The 19,931-nt window shown below is 47.0% G+C and carries 16 protein-coding genes; 12 read left to right on the forward strand and 4 right to left on the reverse strand.

Going from position 1 to position 19,931, the window contains the following annotated elements:
• Positions 1 to 2 precede the first annotated feature (2 nt).
• The 3 genes from MHI01_RS01465 to MHI01_RS01475 all read left to right on the forward strand — a co-directional run bounded on the left by MHI01_RS01465 (position 3) and on the right by MHI01_RS01475 (position 5,989).
• Positions 3 to 2,531, forward strand: a complete 2,529-nt coding sequence (locus MHI01_RS01465) for a molybdopterin cofactor-binding domain-containing protein (protein WP_340982330.1) — start codon at positions 3 to 5, stop codon at positions 2,529 to 2,531.
• Complete coding sequence (locus tag MHI01_RS01470) at positions 2,528 to 3,046, forward strand: (2Fe-2S)-binding protein (protein WP_340982331.1); 519 nt, start codon at positions 2,528 to 2,530, stop codon at positions 3,044 to 3,046. Before MHI01_RS01465 ends, MHI01_RS01470 begins: the two co-directional genes overlap by 4 nt.
• A gap of 363 nt (positions 3,047 to 3,409) precedes the next feature.
• Positions 3,410 to 5,989: a X2-like carbohydrate binding domain-containing protein gene (locus tag MHI01_RS01475; RefSeq protein WP_340982332.1), complete on the forward strand. Its 2,580-nt coding sequence runs from the start codon at positions 3,410 to 3,412 to the stop codon at positions 5,987 to 5,989.
• Between the two features lie 82 nt (positions 5,990 to 6,071).
• Here MHI01_RS01475 and MHI01_RS01480 read toward each other — a convergent pair whose 3' ends face one another.
• Entirely contained in the window at positions 6,072 to 6,716 is a 645-nt protein-coding gene (locus MHI01_RS01480) for a YczE/YyaS/YitT family protein (RefSeq protein ID WP_340982333.1), read from the reverse strand.
• 123 nt (positions 6,717 to 6,839) lie between these two features.
• Between MHI01_RS01480 and MHI01_RS01485 the strand changes: the two genes are divergently transcribed.
• The 6 genes from MHI01_RS01485 (at position 6,840) to MHI01_RS01510 (ending at position 13,914) form a co-directional block, all read left to right on the forward strand.
• On the forward strand, positions 6,840 to 7,358 hold the full coding sequence (locus MHI01_RS01485) for a GNAT family N-acetyltransferase (protein ID WP_340982334.1): 519 nt from the start codon (positions 6,840 to 6,842) through the stop codon (positions 7,356 to 7,358).
• 691 nt (positions 7,359 to 8,049) lie between these two features.
• On the forward strand, positions 8,050 to 9,132 hold the full coding sequence (gene glpX / locus MHI01_RS01490; protein ID WP_036613775.1) for a class II fructose-bisphosphatase: 1,083 nt from the start codon (positions 8,050 to 8,052) through the stop codon (positions 9,130 to 9,132).
• 507 nt (positions 9,133 to 9,639) lie between these two features.
• Entirely contained in the window at positions 9,640 to 10,689 is a 1,050-nt protein-coding gene (locus MHI01_RS01495; protein WP_036613777.1) for a LacI family DNA-binding transcriptional regulator, read from the forward strand.
• Positions 10,690 to 10,743: 54 nt separating this feature from the next.
• A complete protein-coding gene (locus MHI01_RS01500; protein ID WP_076317674.1) occupies positions 10,744 to 11,916 on the forward strand; it encodes a Gfo/Idh/MocA family protein in 1,173 nt (390 codons plus the stop codon).
• A gap of 69 nt (positions 11,917 to 11,985) precedes the next feature.
• Positions 11,986 to 12,711, forward strand: a complete 726-nt coding sequence (locus MHI01_RS01505; protein ID WP_340982335.1) for a ThuA domain-containing protein — start codon at positions 11,986 to 11,988, stop codon at positions 12,709 to 12,711.
• Positions 12,712 to 12,807: 96 nt separating this feature from the next.
• Complete coding sequence (locus tag MHI01_RS01510; protein WP_340982336.1) at positions 12,808 to 13,914, forward strand: Gfo/Idh/MocA family protein; 1,107 nt, start codon at positions 12,808 to 12,810, stop codon at positions 13,912 to 13,914.
• 168 nt (positions 13,915 to 14,082) lie between these two features.
• Here MHI01_RS01510 and MHI01_RS01515 read toward each other — a convergent pair whose 3' ends face one another.
• Both MHI01_RS01515 and MHI01_RS01520 read right to left on the reverse strand, forming a co-directional pair.
• The gene (locus MHI01_RS01515) at positions 14,083 to 14,901 is read right to left on the reverse strand and encodes an SPL family radical SAM protein (RefSeq protein ID WP_340982337.1); all 819 of its coding nucleotides are present in this window, start codon (positions 14,899 to 14,901) and stop codon (positions 14,083 to 14,085) included.
• Complete coding sequence (locus MHI01_RS01520) at positions 14,898 to 15,482, reverse strand: bifunctional transcriptional activator/DNA repair enzyme AdaA (RefSeq protein ID WP_200868514.1); 585 nt, start codon at positions 15,480 to 15,482, stop codon at positions 14,898 to 14,900. Before MHI01_RS01520 ends, MHI01_RS01515 begins: the two co-directional genes overlap by 4 nt.
• A gap of 190 nt (positions 15,483 to 15,672) precedes the next feature.
• On the opposite strand from MHI01_RS01520, the gene MHI01_RS01525 reads away from it, so the two are divergent.
• From MHI01_RS01525 to MHI01_RS01535, 3 genes are read left to right on the forward strand one after another with little or no spacing between them, the layout of a single operon-like run.
• Complete coding sequence (locus tag MHI01_RS01525) at positions 15,673 to 16,653, forward strand: Gfo/Idh/MocA family protein (protein ID WP_340982338.1); 981 nt, start codon at positions 15,673 to 15,675, stop codon at positions 16,651 to 16,653.
• A gap of 30 nt (positions 16,654 to 16,683) precedes the next feature.
• Entirely contained in the window at positions 16,684 to 17,454 is a 771-nt protein-coding gene (locus tag MHI01_RS01530; RefSeq protein ID WP_340982339.1) for an SAM-dependent methyltransferase, read from the forward strand.
• Between the two features lie 12 nt (positions 17,455 to 17,466).
• On the forward strand, positions 17,467 to 18,360 hold the full coding sequence (locus tag MHI01_RS01535; protein WP_315372666.1) for an NAD-dependent epimerase/dehydratase family protein: 894 nt from the start codon (positions 17,467 to 17,469) through the stop codon (positions 18,358 to 18,360).
• Positions 18,361 to 18,599: 239 nt separating this feature from the next.
• On the opposite strand, the gene MHI01_RS01540 is transcribed toward MHI01_RS01535, so the two are convergent.
• Entirely contained in the window at positions 18,600 to 19,616 is a 1,017-nt protein-coding gene (locus tag MHI01_RS01540; RefSeq protein WP_340982340.1) for a LacI family DNA-binding transcriptional regulator, read from the reverse strand.
• Between the last annotated feature and the right edge of the window lie 315 nt (positions 19,617 to 19,931).

Consider the following 19,931-nt stretch of genomic DNA (forward strand, 5'->3'; position numbering starts at 1 on the left):
TCATGCTGCTGAATCGGAAACAGAGCGGGAAACGCTGGCACCTGCGGCCAGATGGGGCACCCAAAGTTACAGGCCAGCTTCAATATCTGACGGATATGACGCTACCTGACATGATTCATGGCAGAGTATTGCGAAGCGAATATCCTCATGCTCGTATACTGTCTATAGATACTTCAGAAGCTGAGGCGTTGGAAGGTGTCTATGCGGTTCTAACCTCCAAAGATGTGCCTGGTCTGAATCGTTTTGGCATAGCGACCCCGGATCAGCCTGTGTTCTGCGAGGATATTGTACGTTATGTTGGGGATGCCATTGCAGCGGTTGCTGCGGATTCCCCGGAACGTGCGGCGCTTGCACTGGATGCGATCCGTGTAGTGTATGAGGAACTCACACCTCTGAATAGTACAGACGCTGCCTTGGCTCCAGGTGCACCAGAGCTGCATGAGCATGGACCAGGTAATGTGCTGCATCGGACGGAGATTAAACGTGGAGATGCCGAGCAAGCTTTTGCCACGTGTGATCATATCGTGACAGAGACGTATTATACGCCTCGCCAGATGCATGCGTACATGGAGACAGAAGGTGGCCTGTTTGTCCCGGATGAAGAGGGAAGGCTGAATGTATACGCGGCAACGCAACATGGCTATAAAGACCGGATGCAGCTTGCACGCATTATTGGCTGTCCTGAAGAAGATATCCGGGTGGTGTCTTCACCGATTGGTGGTTCGTTTGGCGGAAAAGATGAACTAAACGTACAGCCCTATGGTGCACTACTGGCCTTGAGATGCGGACGTCCTGTGAAAATGCATAATTCTCGTAAAGAATCCGTGCGTGCAGGACTGAAACGTCACCCAATGAAGATTGAAATGCAGACCGCCATGAGTCGAGAAGGCATCATCCAAGCGCATCGTGTCCGTATAACAGCAGATACCGGAGCGTACGCCACACTTGGTGCACCCGTACTGAACTTCTGTACCGAGCATTGCCTTGGACCGTACGCTATTCCAAATGTGGATGTGGAAGGCGTATCTGTATATACGAATAACGGGCTGTCAGGTGAGTTTCGCGGATTTGGCGGGAATCAGGCGATTTTTGCCATGGAAGGCCAGATGGATCGACTTGCAGCAATCATGAACATGGACCCTTGGGAGTTCCGCAGACGTAATATGAGGGAAAAGAATGATCCTGGACCACTGAATCAACGCATTCTGGTTACGGATGGACTGTCCCAAGTGTGGGAGGCATTGGATCGCTCCGAACTGTGGCAAAAACATCAGAGTCCCCCGGCAGATCCTGCTCTGCCGCCGTGGATCAAACGCGGAGTCGGAGCAGCCATCGCCATGCATGGTGCAGGGCTGGGTTATGGCATTCCAGATCCTGCGGGAGGCCGCCTGTCCCTGAACAACGAAGGCAAGATTGAGGTGGCGTTCAGCTACGAGGAATTTGGTCAGGGGCTCATTGCAACGCTGGAAATTATGTTATGTGATCTGTTCCAATGCAGTACATCGGATCTCAGTATTATCATCGGCGATACGGATCGTGTGCCCCACAGCGGATCAAGTACAGCTTCACGTTCAACAACGATGGCCTGGATGGCTCTTCAACGCTTGCAGACTCCATTTCGTTCCCGTGTTCTCGCTGTCGCGTCTGAAATGTCAGGCGTTCCGGCAGATGAACTGGTGACAGGGCCTGGGGGTATATGGCGCAAAGGCCAGCTTCCTGCCGAAACTTCAGAAGTAGAAACAGATGTGCAAAGAACAGGAAAGAGCGAGAAGAAAGTAGCATTGGCGCTGGAAGGCGTAAATCAAACGTCTGAAGAAGCAGGAAAACTAGAGAAGGCTGAAAGAATTGAAGTGGCTGAGATCGTTGCTGGAGGGACTGAAAGTGATCAAACTGCTGAAAGTAGTTATTTAGGTGCATCTCAATACCTGGCGAAACAGGGAGTTTCATCAGGCTTATTGATCTCGTATGCTGAACTCGCAACGCAGGGCGAAGCCGATGAATGGATTTTTGATACAAAGTTTGATTACCCAACTACGCCAGACAACGTGGTAGGCGGGCATTATTTGTATACGTATGCGGCGGTTGCGGCAGAGGTAGAAGTAAATACATTGACCGGCGAAACCAAGCTACTTGATACACGCCATGTTGTAGCGGCAGGCCCGGTTATCAACCCTATGGGTTATATCGGACAGATTGAAGGTGGCAGTGTCATGGCGCTTGGATTCACGTTAACGGAGGATGCGGTCATGCAGGACAGCCGTTATGTAACCACGAACCTCGACACGTATCTGATCCCAACCATTCAGGATATTCATACCAATCTGGAGGTTGAGGCTATTGAAGACTTACCCGAAGGTGATGCGTTTGGTCCTAGGGGGATCGGTGAGATAGGCTCCGTTGCGCTTGCGCCGGCCATAACAGCTGCAATTCACCAGGCGACAGGCGTATGGGTTAACCGTCTTCCTGTACCGAGGGAACAACTGGTCAGACCTTTAAATGTACCTTTGCAGGAAGGAGTGAGTCCATCATGAGTAAACCACTTGAGAATCACTGGACAGCCGTTGTGAATGGCGAACAGAAACATCTGGAGATCGCGCAAACGACCCGACTTGTCGATGTGCTTCGGACTCATTTGCAACTAACGGGTACCAAAGTATCCTGCGAAGTTGGTCGCTGCGGCGCATGTATGGTTCTGATGGATGGAGAACCCGTGAATTCCTGTCTTGTCATGGCTTATCAATGTGAAGGCAGTGACATTATGACGATTGAAGGTCTGCACGGCGAGGAGAAAGGCACTCTGCATCCGATTCAACAGGCTTTTGTGGAGGAAGGTGGCTTCCAGTGCGGCTACTGTACTCCAGGCATGGTGATCTCAACCAAGGCATTACTGGATGCACATTCTGAGCCTTCTCAAGAACAGATTGAAACAGGATTGTGCGGGAATCTGTGTCGTTGTACCGGCTACGGTGGCATTATTCGGGCGGTACGCAAGGCAGGGGAACGCTGTGTGGTAAAAGAAACGTCTACCGAGGAAACCGTAAGTTGAGGCGGGACGCAGGACGCAGACATAAGCAAGGGCAATTGAAGAAACATACGTGAAAAAGCATCCGAATAGGAATGCTTTTTTTTGTTGTTTATCAGTTTTTCTTTCAAGTACACATCTAATGTGAGATGAAGTTTCATACGCTAAATTGATTGGATTATGAACCGTTTTCGTCAATTATCAACTCGGATGAGAGAAAGGAAATATAATGTTCAAAGTACTGGTACAAAAGAATTTAAAACATTCTCATTCACCATATATTTACAAATATTGGTGTGCATGCTATGTTTAAAATGAAAGCGCCATCATGAATGGGTTCATTGACATTTCATTATCATATTTCACTTGGGAAGGAAGATGGAATTGATGAAAAATTTGCTCAAAAAGGCAACCGCAATGATGCTGGCATTGGTCCTACTGCTTGGATTAATGACAGCGCCCGTTCATGCAGACACACCATTGTTCACCATCGAAAGCGAAGATGCTCAGCTCACCCCGGATCTTCAAGTGGTTACTTCAATCTATGGGCAACCCAAGCCCGGATTCTCAGGGGCCGGATTTGTCTGGATGCAGAACTCTGGCACATTAACCTTCACAGTAACTGTCCCGGAAACCGGCATGTACGCGATCTCCACACGATATATGCAGGAGCTCAGTGCAGATGGCAGGTCACAAAATTTAATCGTGAATGGTGTTACGAAAGGGGCGTTCATGCTACCTTACACGACAACATGGTCAGACTTCGATTTTGGCTTTCACAAGCTGAATCAGGGTGCCAACACGATTGAACTGAAGGCTGGCTGGGGCTTCGCGTATTTTGATACTTTTACAGTGGATCATGCTGATCTGGATCCCCTGAATGTGCAGCCAGTTCTCACTGATCCTGAAGCTACACCTGAAACTCAAATTTTGATGAATTATTTAACGGAGGTATACGGAAACAACATTATTTCTGGTCAGCAAGAGATCTACGGAGGAGGGAATGACGGAGATTCGGAGCTTGAATTCGAGTGGATTCATGATCTGACTGGAAAGTATCCGGCTATCCGTGGCTTTGATCTGATGAACTATAATCCGTTGTATGGTTGGGAGGACGGTACAACTGATCGCATGATTGATTGGGTGAATAACCGTGAAGGTATTGCAACCGCTTCCTGGCATATCAATGTACCTCGTAATTTCAATACGTATGAGCTTGGGGACTTTGTGGATTGGAAAGAGGCGACCTACAAGCCAACAGAAACGAATTTTAATACAGCCAATGCGGTAATTCCCGGTACCAAAGAGTATCAATACGTGATGATGACCATCGAGGATCTGGCAGAACAATTGCTGATTTTGCAAGATAACGATGTGCCAGTGCTTTTCCGTCCGTATCATGAAGCAGAAGGCAACGGCGGGCTGAACGGGGAAGGTGCATGGTTCTGGTGGGCTTCGGCAGGCGCAGAAGTGTACAAAGAGCTATGGGATCTGCTGTATACCGAACTGACCGAGACGTATGGCTTGCATAATCTGATCTGGACCTACAACAGCTACGTATACAGCACTTCTCCTGCCTGGTATCCGGGCGATGATCAGGTAGATCTCGTCGGATATGATAAATACAATACGATCTACAACCGTTATGACGGTTTGTCCGGTGTACCGAATGAAGATGCGATTACCTCGATTTTCTATAAGCTTGTTGAATTGACGAATGGTACCAAAATGGTAGCCATGACGGAGAACGATACGATCCCAAGCGTGAAAAATCTGACAGAGGAGAAATCAGGATGGCTGTACTTCTGTCCTTGGTATGGCGAGCATCTGATGAGTTCTGCTTTTAATTACCCGGCAACATTGAAAACGCTTTATCAAAGTGATTATGTCATTACGTTGGATGAGCTGCCAAATCTAAAGGTTAACAATCCCAACCCCAATGCATCCATCACACCTGGAAACGTTGAATTTGACAAATACACACCCAATCAAAGCGATAAAACCGTAACCGTGAATGCAAACGGCAATACGCTAACTGCTCTCCGGGCAGGCAACAATGCGTTGACCGCAACGACAGACTATACCTTGAACGGAAACACATTGCTACTGAAAAAATCTTATCTGGCAACCCTGCCAGTTGGTGAGCATTCGATTGTTCTGGATTTTAATCAAGGTCAGGACCCTGTGTTAAAAGTCAAAATTGTGGATTCAACACCGGGTACAAATGCTGTGATCTCTCCTGTAAATGCAACATTTGATAAAGCGACGAATTCAGCACAGGATATTACCGTATCTCTCACCTTAAACGGCCGTCAGCTTACAGGCATCACAAAGGGGAATGTTACACTTGTATCAGGTCAGAATTATACAGCATCCAGCTCTGCTGTTGTTCTGAACAAATCCTATCTTGCTACACTACCGCTGGGCCAGAACGTATTGACCTTTCACTTCAATGGAGGAAATAACGCTGTGTTAACGGTGAATGTGGTAGACAGCACGGTTAATGTGCCAGCGGGGGATTTGACGATTCAAGCTTTTAACGGCAATACAAGTGCATCCACCAACGGCGTCTCACCCAAGTTCAAATTGGTCAACTCAGGCAATTCGGATATTCCGTTAAGTGATGTAAAACTTCGGTATTACTATACAATTGACGGGGAGGAAGCTCAGAGTTTCTGGTCCGACTGGGCCAGTATGGGCAGTGCGAATGTAACGAGCAATTTCGTTAAACTGGCGACTCCAGTTACCGGAGCGGATCATTATCTTGAAGTGGGTTTTACAAGTGCGGCGGGATCACTGAATGCGGGCCAGAGCGCAGAGATTCAAACACGCTTTTCCAAAAACAATTGGTCGAATTACACTCAAACTAACGATTACTCGTTCAAGGCAACCGGTAGTCAGTTCGCGAACCATGATAAGGTTACCGGGTATGTGAACGGTCAGCTGGTATGGGGAATTGAGCCGTAAAGGTAGATAGCACGTTTAATGGGCTGAATCAGGGATTGAACCTCTGATCCAGCCTTTTTATGGTGTAGACGGCGTACACCGATTAAACGGAATGTTCTTTTTCACTTGTAGTATGTGACGATGTATTCATGTCTGTTAATATGCGATCTATTATCTTTTTCGTATGGCCCATGATGAATTGAAGAAGTACACCTGCACAACATACGGTTATCAACGTTCCAAGCCCGATTGGCCCACTGAGCAGAAACGCCAGAATTAAAAATACAAGGTAAATGAACGTTCTCGATACAAATAAGGGCGTTTGAGTGATTTCATGCAAGATTAATGTTAAGCGGTCAATCGGAATGGGTGCAAAATTGGTCTGTAAATAAATCGCCGTGCCGATACTTATGATCACTAAACCAATGACAAAAGTCATTAATTTGCTGTACCAAACTTCGGGTGTGATCAAGGAATCAGATACATAAAGCCAGATATCAATCCCCACACCAGTAATGAATGCAGTGACGAGACCCAGGAACTCGGGTTTTTGCTGCTTCAAAAGCGAATTACATCCAATTAATAGGAAAGCAATGATGACCTCCCAGCTTCCTACACTAAGCCCTACATGATGTGACAGCCCTACCAGAAGCGCATCAAACGGTGAGGTGCCCAGTTCAGATTGGATGGTAAGGGAAATGCCAAGTGTTAAGATGAGAATACCTGCGACAAAAAGTACATATTTCAAATTCATTCAACCTCTTTTTTGATATTATGTTGCAAATACAACAAAATTGAGCTAAATTCAATGTAACCCTTTTTTAGTGCATTTGCAACAAACGATTAACTTGTTAAAGGAATGTGAATATAGATGACGATTCGTATAGAGATATGTACCATTGAACATGTATGTGAACTGCAGGAGATTAGTTATGAGACGTTTAATGAAACGTTTAAAGGGCAAAATTCACCCGAAAATATGAAAGCTTATCTGGAAAAGGCGTTTAATCGGGAGCAATTAGAAACGGAACTGTCCGTGGCGGATTCACAATTTCTTTTTATTTATGTCAACCATAAAGTGGCAGGGTACATGAAAGTGAATATCAATGATGCTCAGTCTGAGAAGATGGGCTTGGAATCCTTTGAGATCGAGCGGGTGTACATCAAAAAAGAGTTCCAAAAACATGGCCTGGGTAAGGTACTGCTCCATAAAGCCATAGAGATGGCAACAGAACAACACAAAACGAATATTTGGTTAGGCGTGTGGGAGAAAAATGAAAATGCCATCGCATTTTATGAAAAGATGGGGTTTGTACAGACAGGAGCTCATGCTTTTTACATGGGAGATGAGGAACAGATTGATTTTATAATGAAAAAAACGATACTGTAACTGGATCATCGAGGGAAAAGCTTGGGAGAAAAATGCTATTGAGCAGAATTCTTTCGGGCTTTTTTATGTTTTACCAGAACCGTTGAATAATAAAATGAAGAAATTGGCGAAGGTTAATACATAACAAATATTATGTAAACTAATTATTTTCGATGACCTTCATAAGCTGCATCTATGGCTTTAGCAAAAGTTAAAGGCCTGATTAATACATAATTAACAGGAATATTTTGCTCAATAATCGTGAAGGTAATAGGCTGATCTCAAAGTCATTATTACAATTTATTAGTTTATTTCTACGTTTGGACAGTCAGTCGAAAATCGTTTTCGTTCGTGGTTTGTTTAGATATCGTTAAATTCTTAATAATCAGTACAAAAGTTGTATATACCTCATGTTAAAAGAACTTTGTACGCATGAAACGGACGTGTTAATCCACCATGTTGAATTATTTAGTTTTAGAGTGGAAAATGGAAATTAAAATTAATATTTCAAGTGAGAAATCAGGTGGATTGGACTCTTAAAACCAGCCGAAAAAAGGAGCAAAATCGATCAATATATTAATTGGATAAATAAGGTATAAATCGTTAAAAAGGTGCTACTACGCCGATTATAGATCAATTTCATATGGATTTGCGATGGATTTAGTACCGCTTTCACGTTATGCTTTTGGAAATTGGAAAGGAAGTGGGAAAAATGGAACGCGAACTGGCGTTGGAAATTGTCAGAGTAACAGAATTGGCTGCGTTAGCTTCAGCCCCCTGGATGGGACGAGGCGACAAGAACAGTGCAGATGAAGCGGCTACTTTGGCCATGCGCGCCATGTTCGATTCCGTGTCCATTCGCGGCACGGTGGTAATCGGTGAAGGAGAAATGGATGAAGCACCCATGTTGTACATCGGCGAGGAAGTAGGCAACGCTGAGGGCCCTGAGGTTGACGTGGCTGTAGACCCGCTCGAAGGTACAGAAATCGTGGCCAAAGGACTAAACAACGCTCTATCGGTTATTGCAGTGGCGGGAAAAGGTAACCTGCTCCACGCACCGGACATGTATATGGAGAAACTGGCGGTAGGGCCTGCGCTTGTAGGCAAGGTCAGCATTGAAGACCCGGTTGAAGTCACACTGGAGAAAGCCGCTGCCGCATTGAACAAAAACATCTCGGACCTCACTGTGATGATTCTGGATCGTGTGCGACACGAGAGTACCATCAAGACGCTACGCAAGGTTGGCGTACGGATCAAGTTTCTCAGTGACGGTGATGTTGCCGGTGCGATGGCACCGGCCTTCCCGGAGGCGGGCATTGATCTGTATGTCGGATCTGGAGGAGCGCCAGAAGGTGTGCTGGCTGCCGCAGCGCTATCTTGCCTTGGGGGTGAGATCCAAGGTCGTCTGATGCCTGCCAACGCAGACGAATTCCAGCGTTGCTTGCAGATGGGGATCGATAATCCCTATAAAGTGTTAACGATGCAGGATATGATCGGCACGGAGGATGTCATTTTTGCCGCAACGGGTGTGACGCCAGGTGAGATCTTGGGAGGGGTACGATATCTTGCGGATGATCGTGCCGAGACGGATTCGATAGTTATGCGTGCCAAAACCAAAACAATTCGGTTTATTCGTTCCCAACACTTCCTGCCGAACAAAGAAGTGTTGCACAAAGTAAGACAGCTCCAATCCACGCCAGAACCCTCGGATCGCATTCCGAGTCATGCGAAAACGATGGAGCAAGCTGAGTTTAGTCAATCCTCCGTTGATCTTGGCGTTACAACGACGTTGTGAGCTGCACTCCCCATAATTGAACAAACAGGATCAACTGAAATCGTTGTATTTAAGGTTGATAAGTAACTTGAACCCCTAAGATTACAGAGCATGAAGTTAATGAAAGTACCATCTCTGGCAAGATAATAATGAGGGCTTGGATTAACCCAAACCCTCATTATTTTTTTGTGTTAAAAGCATTGACAACGGTTACATGGCATGAGAAAATGTACGCGCGTACATAAATATCGATTTTTAATTACTATTTGATTTATTGATGAGCTATATATGTTGAACTAATCATTTGCACGATAACGGAGAGGATAGAAAAAACCTGAAAAAGCAAAGCGTTCGCCTAAAAGCTTTCTGAAAGAAAGCTGCATCGGAAGCATACGCTATCCCCGGATTTTCCCCTTTATAAAAAGGAATCGAAAAATCTGGGGATAACAGCGATTGGAAGGTTGTTCTGTCATCGTAGTTCAGTGTAAATAATCTTTAGTTCAACTTATATAAAAGGGGGTGAAATTCATGGCATCTCGTAAAGAAGTGGCTGATCTTGCGGGTGTTTCCGAGGCGACGGTCTCCCGGGTGCTTAATGGGGTAGGTCCTATTAAAGAAGAGACACGCCGCAAGGTTCTTGAAGCTTCCGAACAGTTAGGCTATGTGCCCAGCGCGCTTGCTCGCAGTTTTGCCAGAAGTAAAAGCGGAAACCTTGGCGTGGTATTACCTTATGTTCCGAAGGCGCATCTGTTCTCGGCGTATTTCTTCTCGGAAATGCTGAGTGGGATTGGTAGCAAAGCCAGAGACAATAGCATGGACCTGTTGGTTATGTTCCGAACACCCGGTGAAGTGATGAATTATACGGATCTGTTCCGGCGTCAGAAAGTGGATGCCTGCATTATCCTTGGTGCCAGAGATGATCATGAAGAACTGGCGGCCATGCAGCAACTTCATCAGGAAGGACACCCATTCTGTGTCATGAATCAGCATTTTGAGGGCCAATCGTTCACGGAAGTGGATGCGGATCATGTGGAAGGAAGCAGACTTGCCATACGTCATCTTACGGATCAGGGGTATCGCAAAATCGCTTTTCTCAATGGTCCAGACAGCTATTCCAACAGCCAGGAGCGAATGGAAGGCGTTTGTCTTGGCCTGCAAGAAGCAGGTATGGAGCTGGAGCCGAGTCTATTGCTTAAAGGGAATTATAGTAGAAGAAGTGGCATTGAGGCGGCAGCGATTGTAGCAGATCGCCTACATGAGATTGATGCTGTATTTGCGGCCAATGACCGGATGGCCATTGGTGTCATGCATGGTTTACGTGAGCGGGGAATAGGGCCTGCGGATTTTCCGGCATTTGTGGGTTATGACGACTCTGATGCCGCCGAGATGGCGGTTCCGCCGCTGAGCAGCGTCAGGGTTCCATTTTTTGAGATGGGTGAACTTGCAGTATCGAAGCTTATGCATGGGTCTGTGGGTGATACACATGAAGCGAATAACTCTGTTGTAGCGGTACCCAAATCTGCGAGAGCGTTGTTGCCTACCGAACTGATTATCCGTGCTTCTTCTATCCGTCAATAGTTTATTGGTACACATATTGAAAGACTTTTTATTATTCCAAAGGAGGAAATGATCATGTCAAATCGTCTTCGTGTCGGAATGGTTGGATACAAGTTTATGGGGAAGGCCCACAGTAATGCCTATCGCAGTCTGCCGATGTTTTTCCCGTCTGCTCCGTTGCAACCTGAGATGTCTGTGATCTGTGGACGTAACGAGCAGGGAGTGCACCAGGCAGCGAATCAGTTCGGTTGGTCCGAAAGTGTAACGGATTGGCGTGAACTGGTAAAGCGGGATGATATCGATCTGATTGATATTAACGCACCAAGTGATGCCCATAAGGAAATTGCGTTGGAAGCAGCTCGTCAGGGCAAACATCTGTTTTGTGAGAAGCCTCTGGCCCTGTCGCTTGCGGATTCGCGTGAGATGCTTCAGGCAGCTGAGGATGCTGGAGTCGCACATATGGTCGGGTTCAACTACCGTTTCTCACCAGCGGTGCAATTAGCGAAGGATCTGGTGGAGAGCGGACGACTGGGTAAAATCTATCATTTCCGTGCTTTTTTCTTGCAGGACTGGATCATGGATCCTTCGTTCCCGCTGGTATGGCGTTTGCAAAAAGAAGTGGCTGGCTCCGGTTCCCACGGGGATCTGGGTGCACACTTAATCGACCTGGCTCGTTTCCTCGTTGGTGAATTCCAGGAAGTCATCGGCATGAGCGAAACCTTCATCAAAGAACGACCGCTTGCAGCTGAGATGACCGGTCTGAGTGCAAAGGGCAGTTCGAATGCGGATGCACCGAAAGGAGAAGTGACCGTCGACGACGCTACGTTGTTCCTGGCACGATTCGCAGGAGGGGCGCTGGGCAGCTTCGAGGCTACACGTTTTGCAGCGGGGCATCGCAGTACGAACTCGTTTGAGATTAACGGCAGTCTCGGCAGTGTACGATTTGATTTTGAGCGGATGAACGAACTGGAAGTGTATTTCACAAAGGATGAAGAGGACGTACAGGGATTCCGCCGTGTACTGGCGACCGATCCGGCACATAAATATGCTGAAGCCTGGTGGCCTGCTGGACATACGATTGGATTCGAGCACACGTTCACCCATGAAATGCTGGAGCTGGTGACAGCGATCTCTGAAGGACGCCAACCATCACCGAGTTTCCACGATGGGGTCGCGTGTCAGGCTGTACTGGAAGCAGTAGAACGTTCGGTAACAGAACGGCGCTGGGTGACGCTTGAAGAGATGTGAGCAAGCAAGACAGTGAAGTCAGAAATAAGGTTGAACACATAAAACTAGGCGAAAGCGAGTGAATAAACGATGAGTAAAGCACTGATTGTATGGGGCGGCTGGGATGGACATGAACCGGAGCAGGTAGCAACGATATTTGAGCGTATTTTGAAGGAAGAGCAGTTTGAGGTTGAAGTCTCGAATACGTTGGAGTCTTATGCGGATGCAGAGAAGCTGCTAGGTCTGGATCTGATTGTGCCGTTGTGGACAATGGGACAGATTGAGCAAGAACTCGTCAATAACGTATCAGCGGCTGTTCAGAGCGGTGTGGGCTTGGCTGGTCTTCATGGCGGGATGTGTGATGCCTTCCGAAATAACGTAGACTGGCAGTTTATGACGGGTGGACAATGGGTTGCTCATCCAGGTAACGATGGTGTGGAGTATATGGTGAACATGAAGCGTGGCTCTAGCCCGTTATTGGATCATATCGAAGATTTTCAGGTGAAAAGTGAACAGTACTACCTGCACGTAGACCCGGCAGTGGAAGTGCTGGCAACAACTCGTTTCCCAGTGGTGGCTGGTCCGCATGCGGCGAATGGTCCTGTAGATATGCCTGTTGTCTGGACAAAACGCTGGGGCGCAGGACGGGTATTCTACAACTCACTGGGACATCATGCAGACATTGTAGACATGAAACCCGTGACTGAAATGATGCGCAGTGGGTTCAAATGGACAGCAGCAGGCAAAGAACTTGCCAAGAGTCGATTAAGTTCAGCAACCGAAGTGTACACAGGTATGGCGGACAACCAGAACTAATGAGATTATAGTTTGATTGCAAACGTAACTTCAGTGTTAACCATTCATCCTCAATGGATAAACCATTTCTGATCCACGGCGAAGGGAGCCCCAGGTATGAAAACAATGAAAGTAGGCATTATTGGCTGCGGTAAAATCAGCGGTATTTATATGGAAAACTGTCACCGGTTCGAGGTGCTGGAACTTGTTGCTGTTGCGGATCTCGACCGGAAACGTGCCGAGGAGCAGGCAGCAGCCTATAACGTGCCTAACGTATACAGCGTCGACGAAATCTTGGCTGATCCCGAGATTGAGCTGATCATCAACCTGACGATTCCTTCCGTTCATGCGGATGTATGCTTGCGGGCGCTTGAATCTGGCAAACATGTGTATGTAGAAAAACCGCTCGCTGTTACCCGTGAAGAAGGGCAGGCCGTGCTTGAAACAGCGAAGCGTAAGGGACTGCTCGTGGGTTGTGCACCAGAAACGTTCTTTGGTTCAGGCATCCAGACTTCCCTTCAATTGGTGGAAGAAGGGGTAATCGGCAAGCCGGTGGCGGCGACCGCATTTATGATGAGCCGTGGTCATGAGCATTGGCACCCAGATCCGGAGTTTTATTACGCGTCAGGCGGTGGGCCAATGTTTGACATGGGTCCGTACTACCTCACCGCATTGGTCCAACTAATGGGCCCGATCAAGTCAATTGCAGGCATGACGGGTAAAGCCATGGAAGAACGGACGATTACGAGTGAGAAAAAGAGAGGTCAGACGGTTCCCGTCGAAATTCCAACTCACGTTACCGGTCTGTTACAGTTTGAACAGGGAGCCATTGGCACACTGATTACAAGTTTTGACGTATTTGGCGGAAGTGCATTGCCACCGATTGAGATATATGGCACGCACGGTACATTGCAGGTACCTGACCCCAACACCTTTGGTGGTCCGGTTCGTTATCGCTTGCTGGGTGAACATGAATGGACGGAAGTTCCGCTCCTCCCAGGATATCAGGAAAATACACGCGGCATCGGTGTGGCAGATATGGCCTATGCAGCACATAGTGGACGTGCACACCGTGCGAGTGGGGAACTGGCATACCACGTACTTGAGGCCATGTGGGCATTCCACGATTCATCAGATGAACAGACGTTCTACCAGATGAAAAGCTCGTGTCAGCGCCCGGTTGCATTGCCGGTGGATCTGCCATTGTATACATTGGATAAATAAGATAGCCATTATGACTTATATCATGATAAACAGCCCCTTTTCCTTCGAACAAGGAAAGGGGCTGTTTTTTATTAAATCAAAAAAATCTGGGAATAACAGCGATCGGAAGGTTGTTCTGTCATCGGAGTGACCAGTGTAAATATTCTTTAGTTCAGCTTATATATCCATTTAGGGCTCAAATCCCGCCTGACTGATCCAGATCTCATCTTCGGCAAAAACGTTTTTCATTCGCTGTACAACAGTCTGATACGCATCTGGATGATACCAATGCTCCATCCCCACTTCTTGATAAAGCGACTCCATGCCGAGTCGCCGGGTTCGCTTGCCCTCGCTGCCATCGCCCATGAAATAATCGTCAATGCATACACGCTGAACCAGAGGTCTCAAGATGGCAGCAAACTGTTCACTGCTGGGTAATACGGGAGCAATCGCAACCTGCGTGGGTATTCCGGCATCCCGCAACTGTTCCAGTGCACGTAATCGGCCTGCAATTGGGGGAGCGGAAGGACTGAAATGCTTCCGCATATCGTCCAGATCTGTCTCCACCGTCATGCTGACCCGAACCCGGTCACCTAACTGCTGTAGCAGATCTATATCCCGGGTAACGAGTGGACTGCGGGTTTGGACTAATACAAAATCGGGCGGATACTGTACCATCGTTTCAAGTAATGAACGCGTGATACACTCCTTGTATTCGGCGGGTTGATACGGGTCGGTACTGGATGACATGAACAGAGTAACTTTGCCTTTCGTCAGGGCACGCTGCAACTCTTTGGCGAACACCCGGGAGGCCTCTTGTTTTACATCCACCCAGCTCCCCCAATCCTCTTTACGAAATAGGGAGACAGGCATCTGTCTGACATAACAATAAGAACAACCGAAGGCGCAGCCTGTGTAAGGATTCAGTGTATGTGTATATCCATTAAGGAACCCTGTCCCCTTGTTGAGTAACGTTTTGGGTACTTTGTAAGTAAGATTTGTCTTCATAAGTTCTCATGCCTTTCGCGGTAGTGTGCAGGTGTGAGACCTGTGTGTTTGCGAAATACAGTAATGAAATAAGCTGAGTTAGGTATACCGACATGGCGGCCAATATCGGTGACGGTAAGTCCGGTATGTTCAAGTAACTTCCGGGCTTCGGTAATTCGTTTATCCTGAATATATTGAACCGGTGTGCGGCCTGTAATCCGCTTGAACACACGATGCAGATGATAAGGACTGCCATGACTTACAGTGGCAAGGACATCCAAGGTTAGAGGTTCGGCGTAATGATGTTCGATGTAATCCGTGATCCCGTATATCCACTCCTGATCAGGTACCCGCTCGCCTGTAGGTTTACAACGTTTGCAGGGTCTGAACTTTCGTGCCAATGCTTCTTCAACATGTTGAAATATCAGCACATTTTCAGCTTTGGGTGCTCTGGACTTACAGGAAGGTCGGCAAAAGATACCCGTTGTCTGCACACCGTAAAAGAACGTTCCATCATAAGAATTATCGTTGTGGATGATGGCGTGCCAGTATTTTTCATCTATAGATTCGGGCAGTATGCGATCTTGATCTCGACTTTCCACGGTGATCACCTCATCTCTAATTATACCCTTGATTCGAAGGGATTGACGAAGTTCTAACTTAAAAAGCAAGATATCAATATTTGGGGATATGGCCCCTTCCTTCAATCTGAACGAAATATGAGCTACAATATACAAGATGGAAGTGGTTTATATCTCAAATGAAATTTATAGATGAAAGAGGTAGGTAGGCATGGTTCGTTTTGGCGTAGTGGGTACCAACTGGATTACAGAAAGGCTTCTTGAAGCCGCAACACAGGTTGAAGGATTCAAATTAACCGCCGTGTATTCCAGAACTGAAGATAAGGCTAATGCATTCGCAGATAAATATGATGTTGAACACCGATTCACCGATCTGGAAGAGTTGGCGGCAAGTGATGTGATTGATGCAGTCTACATCGCAACACCGAATACGGTTCATGCGGAGCAGGCTGAGCTTTTTCTGAGAAACGGTAAACATGTATTGTGCGAGAAACCTCTGGCTGCAAATAGCGCCGAAGTTCGGAGTATGATCGATACTGCACGAGAACACGAGGTTCTGCTCATGGAAGCGATGAAATCGACTCTTGTTCCCCAGTTCAAAATGGTGCAGAAGAGCCTGCATAAAATCGGTCCTGTCCGCAAATACGTAGCAGGATACTCTCAGTATTCTTCGCGTTACGACAAGTACAAAGAGGGGATTGTCCTGAACGCGTTCAAGCCTGAACTCGCTAATGGGGCGTTAATGGATCTCGGTGTGTATTGTCTCTATCCATTGATTACGATGTTCGGTGCACCTAACCGGGTTCAATCCCAAGCGATGATGCTGAAATCTGGCGTGGATGGACAAGGTAGTGTGCTGCTGGACTATGATGGGATGGATGCGGTCGTTACATACTCCAAAATCTCCAACTCTCATCTGCCAAGCGAAATCATGGGTGAGCTGGGCAGCATCATCATTGACAAGATTGGCTCACCGGAACATGCAGAGATACGTTACAATGACGGTACGGTGGAGCAGCTCACAGTCGAACAAAACCATCCGGCGATGTATTATGAAGTGGAGGAGTTCGTGAATCTGGTTCAGGAAGGCAAAAAGGAGTCTGACATGAACACGTATGAACGCTCTTATGTGACGATGCAGGTTATGGATCAGATTCGGAAGCAGATTGGGCTTGTGTTCCCTAACGATTGATTCAAGCGCAGGAAAGGAAGCTGAGACGAGATGAGCAGAGATGAGCAGAGCAACAGTAGAGAAGAGAAGAATAACAGCAGAGAAGATCAGCACTCCAATGATTCTGGAGGTTTGGAACTGTCACAGATCGTTTTCATAGGAAGAACCTTCGAGGAATATATGAAGATGTTCAACTTAACGGTGGACGAGATTAATGGCAAGTCTATTCTGGATTGTCCAGGTGGAGCATGTTCGTTCAGTAGCCAGGCGCGCAAGTTGGGTGCTGATCCCGTGGCCGTGGATATTGCCTACGAATACGAGATCGACGAGCTTGAAATAAAGGGATTTCAGGACATTGAGCATACGATGAAACAGATGGAACCCGTGCAAGGGAGATATGTGTGGGATCAATTTGGATCAATCCAGGGGTTAAAGGAAGAACGAACTCGTGCCATCACAGATTGCATCGCAGATATGAGAATGTTTCCTTACCGTTATGTGGCGTCTGTGCTCCCGGATCTACCCTTTGCAGATGAACAATTCGATCTGACGTTATCCGCCCATTTCCTGTTTACGTATGCGGATCGATTGGATGTTGATTTTCATGTTGCAACCATAATGGAGTTGCTGCGTGTGACCAAACAAGAGGTTCGCATTTTTCCAACAGTGGATCTGTCTGGCGAACGTTACAAACACATGGATGAGTTGAAATTAATACTCGAAGAGCGTGGGTGTACGGTATCCGAAGAACCAACTTCATATGAGTTTCAACGGAATGCTCATACCATGCTTCAAATTGTTAAACATAATCGAACAAGATAGGAGGTTTTTTGGATGAATAAAGTACTTATACTTGGGGGTACACGTTTTTTTGGTAAACGTCTGGTGGATCACTTGCTGTGGGAAGGGAAGTCTCAGATCACAGTCGCAACTCGTGGTAAAACGGATGTCGACTTCGGACCCGAAGTAAACCGAATCAAGATGGATCGTGAAGACCCGGAATCTCTGGCAGAGGTTGCACAGACAGACATGTGGGATGTTGTGTACGATAATATTTGTTATTCTCCAGATGCGGCGAAAGCGGCATGTGAAGCTTTTGCAGGACGCACCAAAAGATACGTTCTGACATCCACACTCTCGGTGTACGGTGATCCCAGACCTGGATTTAAGGAAACGGATTTTGACCCGTATACATATCCATTGCAGTATGGAAGTGCAGAGGATTTTTCGTATGGAGAAGGCAAACGGCTTGCGGAGGCTGTATTTTTCCAGGAAGCGGATTTCCCGGTTGTGGCGATGCGCATTCCCATTGTACTCGGAATTGATGATTATACGAGAAGACTTCATTTTCATATTGAACATGTGCAAAAAGGAAAACCGATCGGCATGCCAAATCCGGATGCGGAGATTGGATTTATCAATTCCACCGAAGCGGCAAGATTTCTCGCTTGGCTTGGACATTCGTCCATTACCGGTCCGGTGAATGCAGCTTCCAAGGGTGCGATTACGTTGTCAGCCATGATACATCTGATCGAGACGGTCACGGGCATGCAGTCCCAGATCCTCACGGAAACGGTGAAAGAGGACATGTCACCCTTCGGAATTGAGCAATCATGGACGATGGAGACGACCAAAGCTGAACAAGCGGGGTATACGTTCGAACCTTTGATGGACTGGTTCCCGGGACTCGTTCGTGAGGTCGCTCTTGCATTACAGTCGGAGCGGTAGAAATATCGGTTCGGATGGAACCAAAATGAATTCGACGAGCCTTAGTGAAACAGACGAACCAAACGGCTCGAACGACGGATTATTTCAGCGAATGAACATCCAACAGGGTGCAACCAGAGTGTAATCTCCGGTGCACCCTGTTTATGTTGTACATTTTTACGAATTTGAACGGGACCTAATTTAGATAAGTGGGACTAATCATTTACACGATATTATTTAGTCAACTCTTGTGCTTAACTCTATTTTTGCTCACGTGGAGCAGTAGCTGATGCCCGTATGCGCAGTTCTGACGGTAGAATGACGGTTTGGGCTTCGGAAGGGGACTTACCCTCAATTCGGTCAATCAGCATCTGTACGCCCTGAAACCCAAATTCATATGCTGGCTGTGCAGCTACAGTCAGGAAAGGATCGAAGGCAGAAGCCAGATCCAGATCGTCGAAACACACAACAGAAATGTCTTCTGGTACACGTAGTCCCCGTTTGCGCAAAAGCCGAATGACCCCAATCGCCAGCATGTTGTTGGCTGCAAAAATGGCTGTTGGTTGATTTGGTTGAGAGAGTAGTCGATCGAGTCCCTCTACATCACTGAAATCCCGGTACCCGGTTCGAAGCACAAGCTCGGGATCAATATCAGCTCCGGCCTCTCGTAAACCCGCTATATAACCTTCCTCCCGCAGTCTGGCGGTAGAAACCTCCGAAGAACCATTGACCAGTGCAATGCGCCGGTGCCCCAATTGCACCAGATATCGGATCAGAGCAATCGCGCCTTCCCGGCTATCTCCAGCAATGATATCTGACGTAATGCCAGGTACGGTGCGGTCCAGAAAAACAAACGGAATGTGACGTTCCTGCAGCTGTTTCAGATGTTGGAGAGAACGATCTCCCGCTGGGGCAAAGAGTACACCATCCACACGAGTAGACAGAATCGCATCTACATAATCCTTTTCCTTTTTGTAATCCTCGTCACTATTGCCGAATAAAAGACGGTACCCACGAAGATGGGCTGCATCTTCAGCACCACGCGCCAGTGTTGTATAAAAAGGGTTGGTAATATCCGTAATAAGCAGGGAGAGCATCTGGGTTCGTTGAAGCACAAGGCTACGTGCATTGGAGTTCGGGATGTAACCCAGTTCGTCGATCACCTGTTGCACACGTTCACGTGTCGCGGAACTTATACGGCCTGTATGATTAATGACCTTGGAGACCGTCATGGCGGAGACGTTGGCTTTTTTGGCAATATCGTAAATGGTAATCATTAGAATCTAACCTTTCCGCAACATAGTCTTACCATTCTATAGGATAATGTCAATTGACAGCAAGATAGGCTCGTGCTATGTTAGGGTTACCGATAACCCTAAAGGGTTCTGAACGTCTTTACTACATAAACCATTTCGTTGAATTCGCTCATGCTTGTTCCATTTTCCGAATAGAGGAACTACATTCATAGCTAATTAATGAAGTGGTTTATTGTTATTTTTAAAAATATGTAAACGCATTCAACACTCAAGTAGTGCTCTTGATAATCTGTGTATGTAACTCTTGCGTGCCACCCGGGTATCGGTTGTATTTCC

This window comes from Paenibacillus sp. FSL M7-0656 (assembly GCF_038003225.1).
Lineage (GTDB): Bacteria > Bacillota > Bacilli > Paenibacillales > Paenibacillaceae > Paenibacillus > Paenibacillus amylolyticus.

Bases quoted from the DNA above. Each gene is read 5' to 3' on its own strand.
- MHI01_RS01505 (WP_340982335.1), top strand. From the start codon at position 11,986: ATGAGTAAAGCACTGATTGTATGGGGCGGCTGGGATGGACATGAACCG.
- MHI01_RS01510 (WP_340982336.1), top strand. From the start codon at position 12,808: ATGAAAACAATGAAAGTAGGCATTATTGGCTGCGGTAAAATCAGCGGT.
- MHI01_RS01530 (WP_340982339.1), top strand. From the start codon at position 16,684: ATGAGCAGAGATGAGCAGAGCAACAGTAGAGAAGAGAAGAATAACAGC.
- MHI01_RS01500 (WP_076317674.1), top strand. From the start codon at position 10,744: ATGTCAAATCGTCTTCGTGTCGGAATGGTTGGATACAAGTTTATGGGG.
- MHI01_RS01465 (WP_340982330.1), top strand. From the start codon at position 3: ATGCTGCTGAATCGGAAACAGAGCGGGAAACGCTGGCACCTGCGGCCA.
- MHI01_RS01515 (WP_340982337.1), bottom strand. From the start codon at position 14,901: ATGAAGACAAATCTTACTTACAAAGTACCCAAAACGTTACTCAACAAG.
- MHI01_RS01525 (WP_340982338.1), top strand. From the start codon at position 15,673: ATGGTTCGTTTTGGCGTAGTGGGTACCAACTGGATTACAGAAAGGCTT.
- MHI01_RS01485 (WP_340982334.1), top strand. From the start codon at position 6,840: ATGACGATTCGTATAGAGATATGTACCATTGAACATGTATGTGAACTG.
- MHI01_RS01495 (WP_036613777.1), top strand. From the start codon at position 9,640: ATGGCATCTCGTAAAGAAGTGGCTGATCTTGCGGGTGTTTCCGAGGCG.
- MHI01_RS01535 (WP_315372666.1), top strand. From the start codon at position 17,467: ATGAATAAAGTACTTATACTTGGGGGTACACGTTTTTTTGGTAAACGT.
- glpX (WP_036613775.1), top strand. From the start codon at position 8,050: ATGGAACGCGAACTGGCGTTGGAAATTGTCAGAGTAACAGAATTGGCT.
- MHI01_RS01470 (WP_340982331.1), top strand. From the start codon at position 2,528: ATGAGTAAACCACTTGAGAATCACTGGACAGCCGTTGTGAATGGCGAA.
- MHI01_RS01540 (WP_340982340.1), bottom strand. From the start codon at position 19,616: ATGATTACCATTTACGATATTGCCAAAAAAGCCAACGTCTCCGCCATG.
- MHI01_RS01475 (WP_340982332.1), top strand. From the start codon at position 3,410: ATGAAAAATTTGCTCAAAAAGGCAACCGCAATGATGCTGGCATTGGTC.